Origin of the sequence: Rothia uropygioeca (assembly GCF_004136585.1) — a bacterium.
In the GTDB taxonomy this organism is placed as follows: Bacteria; Actinomycetota; Actinomycetes; order Actinomycetales; family Micrococcaceae; genus Rothia.
Genome location: NZ_NOIR01000004.1, coordinates 170,729 through 186,181, shown reverse-complemented (window position 1 = coordinate 186,181; position 15,453 = coordinate 170,729). Strand labels below are relative to the sequence as shown.

The window sequence follows — 15,453 nt, the reverse complement described above, 5'->3', positions numbered from 1 at the left end:
ATCCATGAATTCAACCTCGGAACGAGGTTTCTGTGAATTCATTTTCGATAGTTATTCCTCATTGCGGAAATCCACAACCGACATTGGCATTGGAGCGGTTTCTTTCGTCTGATGAGGCCTTCGGCTAAGCAGCCCCCCGAGATCATTGTGGTCGATGATCATTCTCCTGAAGCATGTCCGCGCGCAATACCCGAGTGCACAGTGATTCGGCGTGACTCCAACGGTCGGTTCGGCTCCGCAGCGAGTACTGGAATGCGGGCCGCCTCGTTGATTCCGGAAATATGGCAGGGGCATGTGAACAATGGGGAAAGCTGCTCCACTGCTACATGGGAGCGCTTGGAAAAGTGGCTTTAGTAGATTCTCGGCCGCGAGCATTGTGGCTCGTCCCCGTCCCGGATATCGGGGGAGTGGCCCGCCACGTCCTTGACGTGGCACGGGCGGGTCTGCCGGGCTGGGATCTTCACGTTCTCTGCCCCGCCGGTGAGCTGGCCCGGCGACTTCGTGCCCAAGGCTCGCACGTGGAGACCGATGAGTTCGGAACCGAATTCGGCCTTCTCAGATCGGCCCGGACGCTCGAACGTGCTATCAGGCGGCTTCGACCTGACGTCGTACATTCTCATTTGGCCTTCGCGGACGTCGTGTCCGCAACGGTTGTGGGTCTCCGTCAGGTGATGGGTCGTTTGCCGGGGACCTCCGCAGCACCGTTGTTGGTTACGACGGAACACGGAATCGCACCAGAGGATTCCACATACCAACCCTCGCCGGTGCGGGCGAAAGTCATGAACATCGTTCACTCGAGCCGGCTCAGAATCACTGACCGGGCAATCGCCGTGTGCGAATCGACCAAGTGCGTCATGGAGACGAAATGGCATGCCCGTGATGTCCACGTGGTCCGCAACGGGGTCGACGTCGACGCGGTCCAGAAGGCCGTCGGGCACCACAGGGAGAAGCACGAATCAAGCGAGGGAACGCGATTTCTGACGCTCTCCCGGTTGGCGCCTGAGAAGCACATCGATACGGTGATCCGTGCGTTCGCCGCGGTTCACGAGGTTGATCGTGAAGCAACGCTCGTTGTCGGAGGGGAGGGGCCTCTGAAAGCCGACCTCGAGGCCCTGGCGAGCGAAATGGAACTGGAGGAGGCTGTCACGTTTCCCGGTTTCGTGGAACCGTACCAGGCCTTAGCTCAGGCGGACGTTCTGGTGCAGATCTCCGAGTGGGAGAACTACTCGTACACTCTCTTGGACGCCGTCGCAGCCGGAGTTCCTGTGGTGACCAATGATGTCGGTGGGAACCGGGAGATCGTGGGCGGAGACACTCTTGCTTCACCCGTATCGACTGATGATCTTGTGGAGAAAATGAGAGGCTGTTACCCGGTCATTGGCTCCACGCCTGACTCCGGCGCACGGCCATTGCCTAACCTCAAGACTATGACCGCTTCCATCACGAAGCTCTATCCGCCGAGTGACTCAATGAGGCGAACAAATGACCGGATCTAAGAAGTCGCCGGAAGTGGTGGTTCCATTCGAGGCGGGCATCGTCCGGCAGACAGACCGGGCTACAGCATCGGCCGGCAGGTTGCATTTATTCGAATTCCTCATGGGTGTGCTGATGGTTCGCGTCGGAACCGTCGTTCCTGGATCGCCGGTTGCCATGCCGGTCACCTATGCAGGTGCCCCGACAGGGGTTATCCAGCGGAAAGAGGCCGCCTGGATACCGAGCCCTTCGAGAAATAGGGGACTCCACCGTGCGGGATAGATTCAAGGAACTTGACGGTCTGCGGGGCATAGCGGCGCTATTCGTTGTATTCAGTCATTTCACGGGCGGGTACGATTCCAAGTACGTCGCGAGTGAGCCATTTCGCTTTGATATGTACTGGGGCGCTTATGGGGTTCAGCTTTTCTTCCTGATCAGTGGATTTGTGATCCTCATGAGCGGATGCACATCTCGTCGGCCTAGCGATTTCGTCATATCGAGAGCCGCGAGGCTGTACCCGGCCTACTGGCTCGCGCTCTGCGAGTCAATTGTTTTGTCAGTGGCATTCGCCGTTCCCCATACCGACATCGGTTGGGTCAACCGAATACTGAATTTTGCGATGGTTCAGCGTCTATTTCTGGTCCCGAACGTGGACGAGGTCTATTGGACGCTGGCTATTGAGATGCAGTTCTACATCTTGGTATTCGTGATTCTCTGGATCACTCGGTGCAGGTTGACCGACAAACTGCTCTACTGGATTTCTGGTATCTGGCTGTTGGTTGCATTCTGCATTGCCCTCGTCTTCGGGGGATACTCGCGAGGCCTCGACCCCCAGCTCGTCTGGGTGCCGGTCAAGATGCTCCTCAACGTCTTTGTAGTCCAGTGGGCACCGTTTTTTATCACCGGAATGTTCGCCTTCCGGGCGAGATACAGTTCCGGTCCCGATGCCGGCAAATTTTGGGCTCTCAGCTGTTTGGGCGGAGCGTTCGCGGTACTCATGCACGCCACCCTGCACGGTTGGACCGAGAGTGTGTGGGTGCTCGGTGTGGTACTGATATTCCTGGCCGTTGTCGCCCGCCGGAAGACGAGGGTTCTCCTTTTGGGCCCCGTGCAATGGTTCGGCACGATCAGTTATTCCTTGTACATCGGCCACGTGATCCTGGGAAATCTGGTGATCCACTGGACCGTCGATTCCGTTGGCCGTCCACTGGCAATGTGTATTGCCTTCGTGGTGGTTGGCTTGAACGCGGCGGTGCTGCACTACACGGCAGAAACGAGGGGAAGCCGTCAGACCAAGGAACTGCTTTTGTGCCTTCGAGCCAGAATCGACCGCCGCTTCGGCATAAGAGAGGTGGGTCCTCAATGACGGTTTCTCGTCTCTTGATAGCGACCAACAATGGCGATATTTCCGGCGGGGAGAATATGATGTTTTCCGTGGCTAGCGCCGTCCGCAGCATGGGGCGCGAAGTCGTCATCGTGGCGCCCACAGAACCAGGGGACGTTCTGGAACGGGCGTTCGAAGAAGGCTTCATGCGCCAGGAGATCCAGGCCCGCTCCCGATGGCAGTATGTTCTTGGGCTGGCCTATTTCGGAATGAAACATCGTTCCGAATGGATCTGGTGCAACGGGCTGGTACCTTCATTCGCCCTCGGCGCCCATCGGCGCAAAGTTGTGCATCTCCACCAAATACCCGTGGGAGTCAACGCGTTTCTGGCCCGTATTGCCCTGCGAGCGGCTGCCTCCCGATTGGTTCCCTCCCAGTTCGCCGCGGATCGCGTAGCGGGCACGTGCGCTTTCCACAATTGGGTACCGGAGATTCAAACCGGTAAACGAACGCTTCGCCTTTCTGGACCGGTTCGGGTCGGCTTCATCGGCCGTATGTCTCCGCTCAAAGGTGTCGTGACTCTGGGAAACGCGTGTCGACGTCTCTTGGCAGACGGAACTGACCTCGAACTTCATTTGGGCGGCGGCCGCGACCATGTGGCTCGGGACAATACGGACCAGGTCGAGCTCGCCCTGAGCAAGTTTCCCGAATCCCGTCTGTTCCGGCATGGTGTCCTGCCGGTCGAGACCTTCTTGAGCATGATCGATGTACTCGTGGTTCCTTCTCAGTGGGGCGAAGTCTTCGGGCTCGTCGCCGCCGAAGCGATGAGCGCGCGCGTGCCGCTTGTGGTCAGCGACGACGGCGGATTGCCGGAGGTCGTGGGGCCGGACTACCCATGGACTTTCCCCTCCGGTGACGTCGACGCATTGGAAGCGATGCTTCGTCGAGCAATCACGGCGCTCACCGAATCCCCGGAGTGCGTCGACTCCTTGACCGCAACGGCCCATAACCGTTGGCAGAGGCTCTATTCGCCAGCGACAGGTTTGGCAAGAACCCGCGAGGTCCTCGAGACGATTGACTCCATCGATTGAAATGCCCTTACAAGGAGAACCTATGAGCTCTTCTCTCGCCGCTTCGGTCGTTATTCCAACCCAGGGTGGAAAAGACCGCCTGCATCACGCCTTGGATGCCTTGAAGAATCAGGCCTATTCGGATTTCGCAGTCATCGTGATCCTCGATGGTGATATCGACGCCACGGAAGAAATTCTTCAAAAATACATCCAGAACGGATTCGACAACCTCAAGTATCACATCTTCAAAACTAACCAGGGACGGTCGAAAGCCCTCAACAAGGGAATTGAACCGGCACCAGGAAGAATCATCATCCGTTGCGACGAAGACCTCGAACCCCGGATAGATTTCATTGAACGGCACGTGGCTGCGCATGGGGATCTGAGAATTCCCTCCGCAGCCGGCCTGACTGCCGATCATTGTCCGGATAGCCCCTCCGCGGCCGCATACGGGAGGGACGCCGACGCGAAGTCGCGGGAATCAGCGCTTCAGCTTCCCGCGTCGGAGCGGTGGAAATGTTGGGTGGCCAATTGCTCGGCTGCACGTGAGGCTTACGACCTTGTCGGAGGATATGACGAGCGCTGTCGCCGGTATGGCCGGGAAGCCTTAGCTCTAGGGTTTCGCCTGACGGGGGTCACGCGCGAACGCCTCGTGGCTGGCGGCGCGGTCGACCGGGTCCTCCCGTTCGTACCCCGGGCGGCGGGAAGAATACTGGTGACATTGTGCGTCGAGACCGCGGGCCTCTCCCGGATTCGGTATCCTGAACGCGCAAGAGAGATCTTCTAGGGGACCGGTGTACAAGATCATCGCCCAAGTGGCCCATTGTCTGACAACCAGGAGCTCGGCCCGGGACTTTCCGATCGCCATAGCCCACGACTACCTGACGCAGCGTGGGGGAGCAGAGCGTGTAGTCCTGGCATTGCACAAAATCTTTCCGGAAGCACCCATATACACAACGCTGTACGATCCCGAAGCCACGTTTCCGGAATTCAAAGAAGCCGACGTCCGCACATCCCCTCTGAACAGAATCAGCTTCCTTCGAAGAAGGCACAGGATCGCACTACCGTTTCTTCCCCTCGCCGCCACGCTGTTCCGGGTGCCCGCCAAGCTGACCATCGCGTCATCGACCGGCTGGGCGCACGGTTTCAACGTGTCCGGAGAGAAGGTGGTTTACTGCCATAGCCCGGCACGTTGGCTTTATCGGAGTGACCAGTACATGGGAGACAGAGCCGCAGGTACTCTGACGGCCCGGGTTCTGGACCTCTTGAAGCCTGCCCTCACGAGGTGGGACCAGTGGGCCGCCACCTCGGATGGTCATCCGTATATTGCCAATTCCACCGTGGTTCAGGAAAGGATCCGGTCCGTCTACGGTCTGGAAGCTCCCATCATCTACCCGCCCCACAGCGTGGACACGAACGCCATCCGCACAAGCATTCCCGGTATCGACTGGGGGAGCGATGAATTCTTCCTCGTGGTCTCGAGGTTGCTTCCTTACAAGAACGTCCAGCACGCCATCGAGGCAGTCCGTGGAACACGGCACCGGCTGGTCGTGATCGGCGCAGGTCCGATGGAAAGCCAACTGCGTGCAACGGCTCCCGAAAACGTTCGCCTGACAAGCAATCTCGATGACGCCCAGATGCGGTGGGCGTACTCGCACTGCTCAGCCGTTCTCGCGGTCTCTTATGAGGATTTCGGCATCACTCCGTTGGAGGGTGCGGCCTACGGAAAACCGACTCTCGCACTGCGGGCCGGTGGTTTTCTGGACACGATCGAACCCGGCGTCACAGGTCAATTCATTGACACACCAGAGCCCGAAGCGATCCGGCGGGCAATGGACAAATTCTCACCCTCCGATTTCGAGCCGACTCGTATCCAGCAACATGCCAGATCCTTCGGTCTGTCCAGGTTCGAGAGGCAACTCAGGGAACTTCTCGACAGGTTCGGCGAGGATTTCTAGCCCCTGGTCACAGGGTGTTGGGTCTCCAGGTAACCTTCATCCACCAGCTTCCGAAAGAGTTTGCCGGCTTCGGAGCGTATCTGTGCGGCGGGCACGGAATAAATGGATGACAGGAAGTCGACCGCCTGGTCCAGGCTCTGCCCATCAGCCCAGCACAGCCACAGGTCTACGGCGGAACCGGAAAGCTGGATCGGTTTCTGTTCCGGGACGCGGGCCAATAGGCAGTAATCGTCAGCCGGTCCGGTAGATCGTACCCAAGCTACGTCAGCCGCGATTCTGACCATTGTCCTCATCCCCCGATCGCTGTCCCCACATCTTCACAAGGCGTTGCACAGCCTCGTTCCCCGCATGACGGTTCCTGGCCATCCATTCCGAAGCGATGTCCAGTCTGGAAGGTTTGTGCCCGAGTCGTATCGCCAAATGGTCTTTGTTCACCATGAGTGCCGATGTCACAACCGCAATCTTGCCGCGCATGGTCCTTGCCGCAGTCCAGCGGGCAACCCATTCGTCGAGCCGGGACCCGCCTTGGGACATGAACTTCCATAGCAGGTAGTCGGGGTGGCTCCGGTACTCCTCGAGCTCTCCTAGAGACGCCGCCAGAGCGACCTCCCCGCGGAGCTGTACAGCACGCCGCCGAATATCTTCCATGTCAGCGTCTGAGAGGATGCTGCGGATATAAGCGGCGTCCTGCGTGCCTCGGTAACCGTCCCTGCCCGCATGCAGAAGGATGATCAGCAATTGGTCAAGGTAGGCAGGCACGGTGCACGGAAAATGGGCAATAGGCGCCGTCTGCCGGCCGGCCCACAAAAGGTCGAATCCGTCTTCCGGGGCACGTTGAATTCCCGGAAAATTCCGGTGAATATCCACCGCTCCCCACCAGGAATGACGGTAGGTAGCGGCATGCTGGAAAGCGGAACCTGAGGTGAAGTCCGCTACCCTTTCCCACTTTCGTCTGACCAAGTGGCCGATCAAGTCGTCGACTTGGCTCGGACGAACCAGAATATCCGCATCGGTGCTGAAACGCGACGCCGGGTAAAAACCGTCCAAGGCCGCATAACCTTTGACATGCAGTATGTCGATACCGCATGAGTCCGCAACGGCTTGGAGGCTGGCGTGGGCGAGCTTGATGCGGTCGCCCAGTTCATAAGCGTCCACGAGTCCCCCTTCGTGTTTTCGCTCAATATGTAGAGTCTCGAGAGTTTGTGCCATCGGATCCTGCCTCAGAACCGAAGGTTTGCCCTAGTCATCCTAATAAAGTCCAGTAACGTCATAAGATTCCTTGAGAGTAGCCCCAGTAGTCGCCCTGAAAGTGATTTCGTGCGCTAATTCTACGAAGGCCGGTCGCGTAACATCATGAATAGACCCCAGACCCGCAAATTGGCAGTCACTAATCTAACACTGATGAAGGAAGATACATGTCTGAACCAGTCTTCTTGCCCGGAATTCGTCAGGGCCTTCGGCACACTGGATTGATGCGTCCGCTCCGGAGGTTGGCGGTCACCGTGTTCGCTGTGCTGGTGCTGATCGCGGCAGTGTGCTTCTTCTGGCCGAACGGTGCACATATTGGTCAGATCCTGATCAACATCTGGCTGTTCCTCACCCCGACACCGTGGCTCCGTGAGCACATTTCACCGGCGAGTGTGGAGCAGGGAATGAACGCCATAGTGTTTGTCCCTTTGACGGCGTGCCTCGTATTAGCATTTCCCAGAATCAGAATATGGGTCTGGTGGATTGTCGCAATTTTCGGATCAAGCTTCATCGAAGTCTTTCAGTATGCATTTCTGCCAGGTCGTAAATTCGACCCCATCGACGCAGTGTTCAACTCGGTGGGCGGAATTCTTGGAACCGCGGTGGGTCTGGCGCTCGTCTGGTTAATCCACAAGCTTTGGGCAAGGAATCCCGAGACGATTCAAGCGCAGAGGTCCGGTCCGGCGGACGGGGCCGCCGAAAGCTACGGACCGAGAAACTCGAGGAGATAGTTTCCGTATCTGCGTTCGATGCCGAAGCGCTCGCCGTCCCCAAGAGCCGGCGGAATGGCTCCGTTTCAAGCGGCGTGCTGATGATCAGAACGTCACGGATGCCCGCAAGCATGAGCGTGGACAACGGGGAATAGCTCATCGGCTTGTCATGCACGGGAGTCAGCTGCTTGCTGATACCGAGTGGGATCGGGTGAAGCCAGCTTCCCGTCTTCCGGCACGAATAATGCCTTTCACGGTGTCCCTTCGTCAGCTGCGGCAGGCGCGGGGCTCGTTTCCCAGCGAGTTCTCGTCAACCGAAGACAACATATCCGCAGCTGATAAGGACAAACCACGTTCTGTCTTAGAATCTTGCCCATGGGAAAAATTCTGGTCACTGGGGGAGCCGGTTTCATCGGCTCGAATTTCGTTCATCATTTGGTCAAATGCACTGACCACAGCGTTATAGTCCTGGACAAGATGACGTATGCGGCCAACGAGGCTTCGCTTTCCGGTTTGCCTGAAGACCGCGTAGAACTCGTGCGTGGAGATATCGCCGACGCCGAGGTTGTGGGGGACCTCGTCGGGGCCGTCGACGCCGTGGTGCATTATGCCGCGGAATCCCACAACGACAATTCCTTGAAAGACCCGATGCCTTTTGTCCGAACGAATGTGCTCGGGACCTTCACGCTCCTGGAGGCAGTACGCCGTCACCGCGTGCGATTCCACCACATTTCAACCGACGAGGTCTTCGGTGATCTCGAATTGGACGATCCCGCCAAATTCACGGAATCGACTCCGTACAATCCTTCGTCTCCGTATTCATCGACCAAAGCCGGTTCGGACCTATTGGTCAGGGCCTGGGTGAGATCCTTCGGCATCGAAGCCACGATCAGCAACTGTTCCAATAACTACGGGCCGTATCAGCACATCGAGAAGTTCATCCCACGTCAAATCACGAGCATTCTGTCCGGGCGTCGGCCAAAGCTTTATGGCGAGGGCCTCAACGTCCGCGATTGGATACATTCGTCGGATCATTCCTCGGCTGTGGAGTTGATCCTGAACAAAGGGGAAATTGGCCGGACCTACCTCATCGGTGCTGATGGAGAGCGGAGCAACCTGACGGTCATGCGGACCATCTTGAGACTCCTCGGCCGACCCGAAGACGAATTCGACCATGTCAGAGACAGGGCAGGTCACGACCTCCGGTACGCGATCGACGGATCGCCCCTACGACAGGAGCTGGGATGGTCGCCCCAATACGCGGATTTCGAGTCGGGCCTTGCGGACACGATCCGCTGGTACGAGGAGAATCGGACCTGGTGGATTGACGACAAAGAGACCGTTGAGCGTCAGTATGCCGAGGCGGGACCGTGAATCAGCCCAAAGACCTCAGCGTGACGAAGACACCGATTCCTGGATTGCTCCTCGTCGATCTTCCGGTCCACGGGGACGCCCGGGGCTGGTTCAAGGAAAACTGGCAGCGGCAGAAAATGATCGCAGCAGGTCTGCCCGACTTCGGGCCGGTCCAGAACAACATCTCCTTCAACGCTGCCCGCGGAACGACCCGTGGAATCCACGCAGAGCCTTGGGACAAATTCGTCTCGGTGGCAACGGGATCGATTTTCGGCGCCTGGGTAGACCTGCGCGAGGGCCCCTCGTTCGGAATGACGTTCACCATCGAATTGGATCCCTCGAGAGCGGTATTCGTGCCACGAGGTGTTGGGAATGCTTTCCAATCTCTGCTGGAGAACACGGCCTACACGTATCTGGTCAACGATCACTGGTCGGCTGAGTCTCAGGAAGAATACTCTTTCCTCAATGCGGCCGATGAGACCGCCGCGATCGATTGGCCGATCCCATTGGACCAGGCCGAGCTTTCGGGCAAGGACCGCGCGCATCCGCGTCTCGGAGAGATCACCCCGGTGGGGCCCGCGCCGTACCTGATAACGGGTGCCACGGGGCAACTGGGCCGTGCGCTCCAAAAGATCATGAATGACCGTGGCATTGCATATGAGGCGGTTGGACGGGACCGGCTCGACCTCGCACGGCCTGATCAATGGGTCGACGTCTTCCATTGGCGGGGATATCGGGGAATCATCAACGCGGCGGCTTACACCGCGGTCGATGCCGCCGAAACCCCGGAAGGCCGGACCCAGGCATGGGCCACCAACGCTTCCGGCGTCGGAGCCCTCGCGCGCGTGGCCGGGGAAGCAGACATTCCGTTCGTGCAGGTGTCTACGGACTACGTCTTCGACGGTAGCAAGCCTCGAGGAGAGGTCTACCGGACGGCGGACCCTTTGGCTCCGCTGTCCGTCTATGGGCAATCGAAAGCGGCTGGAGAAGTGGCCGCAGCGACGGCCCCCCGGCATTACATTGTGCGAACGAGCTGGGTCATCGGAGAAGGCAAGAATTTTGTCGAAACCATGCGCTCCTTGGCCGAGCGGGGTATCGGCCCGAACGTTGTCGCAGACCAATATGGAAGACCGACGTTCGCCGCGGATCTGGCCGAGGGGATCCTGCATCTGCTGGACATCGATGCCGAGTACGGCGTTTACCACTTCTCCAATTCCGGCGATGCGATCAGCTGGGCCGATCTCGCCGCAGACGTCTTTGAGCTGACGGGACATGATCGAGGTCAGGTCGCTCCCACGACCACGGCCGCCTACTTCGCTGAGGAGCCAACGCATGCACCGCGTCCCGGGAATTCGGCATTGGATCTCTCGGTCCTCGAAGCGACCGGGTACTCGCCCCGCGATCACCGCTTAGCCCTCCGGGAGTACCTCGGCCGCGGTGAGGAGGGTCGCGATGAGGTTGCACCAGGCGTTCGGGCACCGCATAATAGATAGGTATGCCAAGGCGAGGGAGGGGCAATCCTCCGTAATCGACGATGGCTGGTCAGCGAAACACCGTGGGCAATTGCCCGTATGGAACCGCGCCAGTTCGAATCAACTTGGCGCACTGAAGAACTAGTTCCGATACGAAAGGTGGTTCAGCATGGCTGACCGCACAAAGATCTCCGCGGAATCCCGCGACGAATTCGGTAAGGGCGCGGCCCGCCGCATCCGTCGCGCGGACAAGATTCCCGCCGTGATCTACGGACACGGCGAAGATCCCATCCACATCGTTCTCCCGGGTCACGCCACCATGATGGCCGCTCGTAACCCCAATGCTGTTTTGTCCCTGGACATCGAAGGCAAGAGCCACTTGGCCATGATCAAGGACATCCAGCGTCACTCGATCCGTCCCGAGATCTACCACGTTGACCTCTTGACGGTTCGCCGCGGCGAGCGCGTCGAGGTTGAAATCCCGGTTACCGTCGAGGGTGAGGTTGCCCCCGGTAACCTGTGGACCCAGCCCGAGCAGGTCGTCGTCGTCGACGCCGACGCTTTGGACGTTCCCGAGGAAGTCCTCGTTGACCTCGCCGGCCGTGGCGATGGCGAGCACGTCACTGCAGCGGACCTCGAGCTACCCGAGGGCGTCAACCTTGTGTCAGAGGAAGACCTCATCATTGTGAACATCTCCGAAGAGGTCGAGCAGGACCTTGGCGAAGAGCCCGAGGAAGGGGCCGAAGCCGAAGAAGGCGAAGGTTCCTCCGAAGAGGAATCCTCCGAGGAGGACAGCGAGTAATACTCGTCCTGTCGAAAGGAAAGGCCCGTCGATTGAAATCGGCGGGCCTTTCCCTTGCCTGCCGGTACGAAGAGGTGCTCGGGCGGGTAAGAATGGAAAGAGAATCGTCGACGCCGGGTGGTTCGGACTGAAGGAGGAATAGCGTGGCTGAAACTTGGTTGGTCGTGGGACTCGGAAATCCCGGTCCCCAATACGCCAACACGCGTCACAATGTCGGTCAAATGGTCGTGGACACCCTCGCCCGAAGCATGGGAGCGACTTTCAAGAGACACAAAGCATCCGCCGTGGTGGTCGAAGGACGTTTGGGAATCGGCGGACCGCGTGTGGTGCTGGCCAAGTCCACGGGCTACATGAATACCTCCGGTGGCCCGACCTCTGCGCTCGCGAAATTCTACGACGTCGATCCGGATCACGTGATCGCCGTGCATGATGAGATCGATATTCCGTTCGACACCATCAAATTGAAAAAGGGCGGGGGAGAAGGCGGCCACAACGGGCTGCGCGACATCACCAAGGCGTTGGGGACCAAGGATTATGTGCGGGTGAGGGTCGGCGTCGGCCGGCCACCCGGACGCATGGACACGGCCGACTATGTTTTGAAGCATTTCGCCTCCTCCGAGACCAAGCAACTCCCGCTGCTCCTGGAAGATTCGGCGGATGCCGTCGAAATGGTCATGACGCAGGGGCTTGCCGAAGCGCAACAGAAATTCCATGCACGTTAAGCCGAAAGGCAGCCCCGCTGATATGCGGGTCGGCGGGTCCTAGGATGGAAATCATGAGTAATTCGACCCATCGGAATTCTCCTGCAGCCACAGGTCCACTCGATGATGCCAAAGTCGAGCGATTGATCCGAGACTTTCCCATTCTCTCCCACGAAGTGGACGGGAACCACCTGGTTTACCTCGACACGGGGGCGACGAGCCAGAATCCGGTTCAGGTGCTTGATGCGGAGCGGGACTACTACGAGCAGCAGAACTCGGCCGTGCACCGTGGGGCCCACAGCCTCGCCGTCAGCGCGACCGATGCTTTCGAGGAATCGCGACGCGTCGTCGCCCAATTCGTTGGTGCGGACGAGAACGAATTGGTATGGACCTCCAACGCGACCGAGGCGCTCAACCTCGTCGCCTACTCTTTCTCCAACGCCTCGGCTGGGCTGGGAAAGCCTGAGTCGGAGCGCTTTGCGCTGGGGCCTGGGGACGAGATCGTGACGACCGAGATCGAACATCACGCGAACCTCATTCCTTGGCAGCAACTGGCCGCCCGGACCGGTGCAACGCTGCGCTATATCCCGCTCAACGACCAGGGGCTGCTCGACGAAGAAGCCGCGGAAAGCATCGTCGGGCCCAAAACGCGGGTCCTTGTTTTCACTCACGTGTCCAATGTGTTGGGGTCTATCACGGATGTGCCGCGGTTAGTCGCCCTGGCAAAGAAGCACGACGCGGTGACCGTTCTGGACGCTTGTCAGTCGGTTCCTCACATGCCCGTTGACTTTGTGGAATTGGGCGTCGATTTTGCGGCCTTCTCGGGTCACAAGATGCTGGGACCAACCGGCATCGGGGCGCTCTACGGGCGCCACGAACTCCTCAAAGCCATGCCGCCGTTCCTCACCGGTGGTTCCATGATCACCAAGGTCACCATGGACGCGGCACAGTTCATGGAACCACCCATGCGTTTCGAAGCCGGAACGCAACGTGTATCCCAAACGGTCGCTCTCGCTGAGGCGGTGCGATATCTCGATGGGATCGGGATGGAGAACGTTCACGCGTGGGAAGCTCAGCTCGGCCGTCGCCTCGCCCAAGGGGTCTCCGAGATCGATGGCGTTCGCCTGCTCGGTCCTGCGCCTGGACGCGAAAGAGCGGGGTTGGTTTCGGTCCACGTCGAGGGAGTTCACCCGCACGACGTCGGGCAGTTGCTGGATACCCGGTCAATAGCGGTACGGGTGGGTCACCATTGCGCCCAACCGCTGCATCGTCGCCTCGGCATCAACGCCTCTACCCGGGCCAGCGCGTACATCTACAACACCACCGATGACGTGGACCGTTTCCTCGAGGGATTGAGCGGCGTCCGCGGATTCTTCGGTCTCTGAGAAAGCACAGGAAGTAATTACTCATGAGCGACCTCGACCAGCTGTATCAGCAGATCATCCTGGATCATTCCCGCAAGCGCTCGGGGGAAGGACTGCCGGCTTCGCAGACGAAACACTCTGCCGAGAACCACCAGTACAATCCGACGTGCGGCGACGAAATCAAGGTGCGCATTTCGCTCGACGAACGCGGTCGTCGAATCGACGCTCTGTCCTGGGAAGGAGACGGGTGTTCCATTTCGATGGCCGCCGCATCCGTCCTGTCCGAGATGGCCCCCGGTATGACCACCGATGAGTTCTACAGAATGGTCGACGAATTTCGCGAGATGCTCCGTTCGCGCGGCAGCGTCGAACCGGACGAAGAAACCCTGGGCGACGCCGCTGCGTTCGCGGGGGTCTCCAAATTCGTAGCCCGCGTCAAGTGCGCAATGCTTTCATGGGTAGCGGCCGAAGAAGCCGCAAAAGAAGCGGTTGTCTCCGAGGCCTGACCGGTTTCACGAGCGAGGTCGCGAATCCGTCGAGTCGGGATCGTCCTGGGCCAGGGCCTCCGTTGCCTCGGCCGCATCCGGCTCGTCGCCATCATACGTGTCCACCGGGATTCCTTGTGCGCGAAGCCGCTTGTAGTGGGTATTGCGAATTCCCAACAGAATGCCGCCAAGAATTGCGGAGAGAAGCGAACCGGTCAGCACACCGACCTTGGCATGGTCGTCATGGATGGTTCCTAGGCCGAAGCTCAGTTCGGCGACGAGCAACGCAACGGTGAAACCGATACCGCCCATCATCGCGAGACCGAAGACATCCACCCATTTCATGTCCTCGTCGATCTCGGCCCTTGAAATATGCGTCAGAATCCATGTCGACCCGAAGATTCCGATGGTCTTGCCCAGAACGAGACCGACGACGACGCCGATGGCCACCGGATCCGAGAAGGCGTCGACGATTCCGGACCAGCCGCCCACGGCTACACCGGAAGCGAAGAAAGCGAAAACAGGTATCGCGATGCCATTGGACAGCGGCGCGAAACGGTGCGAAAGACGCGGTGCCAGACCGACCGGGGCTTCTCCCGCACGAGGTTTGGAGCGACGCAGAACGGGAACCATGAAGCCCAGCACGACACCAGCGATCGTAGCGTGAATACCCGCCGAGTAAATGAGGATCCAGGTCAGGACACCGATGGGTAACAGGATGACCCAGGCGCCCCAAGCGCTGTGGGCAAAGAACCGGGGCCACTTGTGGGTCAGAATCCAGAAAAGTACGGCGGGGAGGACAGCCAGGGCCAAGAAGAGGAAATTGACGCCTTCCGAGTAGACGAATGCGATGATCACGATCGCGATCAGGTCGTCGACGACAGCAAGTGTCAGCAGGAAGGTTCGCATCGCCGTCGGAAGTGCGGAGCCGACCACGGCGAGCACCGATACGGCGAAAGCGATGTCGGTGGCCGTGGGGGTGGCCCATCCGCGCAAGGTCGCAGCGTCTCCCCAGACCAGGTTGATCACGGCATAAATGATCGCCGGCATGGCCACGCCGCCGAACGCAGCGACCACGGGCACGACGGCCTTCTTGATGCGTCGGAGCTCACCATCGACGAATTCGGACTTGAGCTCGAGTCCGGTCATGAAGAAGAACACGGCCAGGAGGCCTTCGGAAGCCCACTCGCCGACCGTGTGAAAGGCGCTGTCGACACCGGCAATGCCGAGGTGCGCGTCGCGGAGACCGAAATATCCGTCGGACAGTGCCGTATTGGCGAAGAGCAAGCCGAGAACCATCGCGGCGATCATTAGAAGGCCACCAGTGTTGCCCTCACGCAGTTTCATACCGAATTTGCTCTGGTGATAGCCCTCTTGCGCGAGTGTCGTCGTCATTTCTTCCTCATGGTGCGATCTTGGCGGTCCTTACTTACGCTAGCGGCGCCTTCCGGGCACTGCCGAATTCAGCCGAAGATGAAGACGTGCACGCTGGA

At 59.2% G+C, this 15,453-nt stretch carries 16 protein-coding genes and 1 pseudogene; 13 read left to right on the top strand and 4 right to left on the bottom strand.

The window, feature by feature from the left end; all coding sequences use genetic code 11:
- Positions 1 to 344: 344 nt before the first annotated feature.
- Genes EWR20_RS10875 through EWR20_RS10855 form a run of 6 tightly spaced genes read left to right on the top strand, consistent with a single transcriptional unit; the run spans position 345 to position 5,825 of the window.
- Positions 345 to 1,496, top strand: a complete 1,152-nt coding sequence (locus EWR20_RS10875) for a glycosyltransferase family 4 protein (RefSeq protein ID WP_165001027.1) — start codon at positions 345 to 347, stop codon at positions 1,494 to 1,496.
- Positions 1,483 to 1,755 carry a hypothetical protein gene (locus tag EWR20_RS12695; protein ID WP_165001026.1) on the top strand — a complete coding sequence of 91 codons (273 nt, stop codon included), beginning with the start codon at positions 1,483 to 1,485 and terminating at the stop codon, positions 1,753 to 1,755. Before EWR20_RS10875 ends, EWR20_RS12695 begins: the two co-directional genes overlap by 14 nt.
- On the top strand, positions 1,745 to 2,839 hold the full coding sequence (locus tag EWR20_RS10870; protein WP_165001025.1) for an acyltransferase family protein: 1,095 nt from the start codon (positions 1,745 to 1,747) through the stop codon (positions 2,837 to 2,839). The genes EWR20_RS12695 and EWR20_RS10870 overlap by 11 nt, the downstream gene beginning before the upstream one ends.
- Positions 2,836 to 3,888, top strand: a complete 1,053-nt coding sequence (locus tag EWR20_RS10865) for a glycosyltransferase (protein WP_129360688.1) — start codon at positions 2,836 to 2,838, stop codon at positions 3,886 to 3,888. The genes EWR20_RS10870 and EWR20_RS10865 overlap by 4 nt, the downstream gene beginning before the upstream one ends.
- Before the next feature lie 22 nt (positions 3,889 to 3,910).
- Positions 3,911 to 4,654, top strand: coding sequence for a glycosyltransferase family 2 protein (locus tag EWR20_RS10860; protein ID WP_165001024.1), 744 nt, complete (start codon positions 3,911 to 3,913; stop codon positions 4,652 to 4,654).
- Between the two features lie 7 nt (positions 4,655 to 4,661).
- Entirely contained in the window at positions 4,662 to 5,825 is a 1,164-nt protein-coding gene (locus tag EWR20_RS10855; protein WP_238147712.1) for a glycosyltransferase, read from the top strand.
- Here the strand turns inward: EWR20_RS10855 and EWR20_RS13150 are convergent.
- A complete protein-coding gene (locus EWR20_RS13150; RefSeq protein ID WP_165001023.1) occupies positions 5,822 to 6,109 on the bottom strand; it encodes a PqqD family protein in 288 nt (95 codons plus the stop codon). The genes EWR20_RS10855 and EWR20_RS13150 overlap by 4 nt on opposite strands.
- Positions 6,090 to 7,034: a nucleotidyltransferase family protein gene (locus EWR20_RS10845; protein WP_129360685.1), complete on the bottom strand. Its 945-nt coding sequence runs from the start codon at positions 7,032 to 7,034 to the stop codon at positions 6,090 to 6,092. Before EWR20_RS10845 ends, EWR20_RS13150 begins: the two co-directional genes overlap by 20 nt.
- Before the next feature lie 206 nt (positions 7,035 to 7,240).
- On the opposite strand from EWR20_RS10845, the gene EWR20_RS12975 reads away from it, so the two are divergent.
- Positions 7,241 to 7,804, top strand: a complete 564-nt coding sequence (locus tag EWR20_RS12975) for a VanZ family protein (protein WP_129360684.1) — start codon at positions 7,241 to 7,243, stop codon at positions 7,802 to 7,804.
- A gap of 5 nt (positions 7,805 to 7,809) precedes the next feature.
- Here the strand turns inward: EWR20_RS12975 and EWR20_RS12970 are convergent.
- Positions 7,810 to 8,038 (bottom strand): annotated as a pseudogene (locus EWR20_RS12970) (sugar phosphate nucleotidyltransferase); the annotation flags it as partial.
- Positions 8,039 to 8,158: 120 nt separating this feature from the next.
- On the opposite strand from EWR20_RS12970, the gene rfbB reads away from it, so the two are divergent.
- From rfbB to sufU, 6 genes are all read left to right on the top strand, one after another.
- Positions 8,159 to 9,157, top strand: a complete 999-nt coding sequence (gene rfbB / locus EWR20_RS10830; protein ID WP_129360683.1) for a dTDP-glucose 4,6-dehydratase — start codon at positions 8,159 to 8,161, stop codon at positions 9,155 to 9,157.
- On the top strand, positions 9,154 to 10,629 hold the full coding sequence (gene rfbD / locus EWR20_RS10825) for a dTDP-4-dehydrorhamnose reductase (RefSeq protein WP_129360682.1): 1,476 nt from the start codon (positions 9,154 to 9,156) through the stop codon (positions 10,627 to 10,629). Before rfbB ends, rfbD begins: the two co-directional genes overlap by 4 nt.
- Before the next feature lie 148 nt (positions 10,630 to 10,777).
- Positions 10,778 to 11,410, top strand: coding sequence for a 50S ribosomal protein L25/general stress protein Ctc (locus EWR20_RS10820; RefSeq protein ID WP_129360681.1), 633 nt, complete (start codon positions 10,778 to 10,780; stop codon positions 11,408 to 11,410).
- 143 nt (positions 11,411 to 11,553) lie between these two features.
- Positions 11,554 to 12,132: an aminoacyl-tRNA hydrolase gene (gene pth, locus EWR20_RS10815; protein ID WP_129360680.1), complete on the top strand. Its 579-nt coding sequence runs from the start codon at positions 11,554 to 11,556 to the stop codon at positions 12,130 to 12,132.
- 53 nt (positions 12,133 to 12,185) lie between these two features.
- Positions 12,186 to 13,496, top strand: coding sequence for a SufS family cysteine desulfurase (locus EWR20_RS10810; protein WP_129360679.1), 1,311 nt, complete (start codon positions 12,186 to 12,188; stop codon positions 13,494 to 13,496).
- A 23-nt stretch (positions 13,497 to 13,519) separates the two neighbouring features.
- The gene (gene sufU / locus EWR20_RS10805) at positions 13,520 to 13,981 is read left to right on the top strand and encodes a Fe-S cluster assembly sulfur transfer protein SufU (protein ID WP_129360678.1); all 462 of its coding nucleotides are present in this window, start codon (positions 13,520 to 13,522) and stop codon (positions 13,979 to 13,981) included.
- A 6-nt stretch (positions 13,982 to 13,987) separates the two neighbouring features.
- Here sufU and nhaA read toward each other — a convergent pair whose 3' ends face one another.
- On the bottom strand, positions 13,988 to 15,355 hold the full coding sequence (gene nhaA, locus EWR20_RS10800) for a Na+/H+ antiporter NhaA (protein WP_129360677.1): 1,368 nt from the start codon (positions 15,353 to 15,355) through the stop codon (positions 13,988 to 13,990).
- Between the last annotated feature and the right edge of the window lie 98 nt (positions 15,356 to 15,453).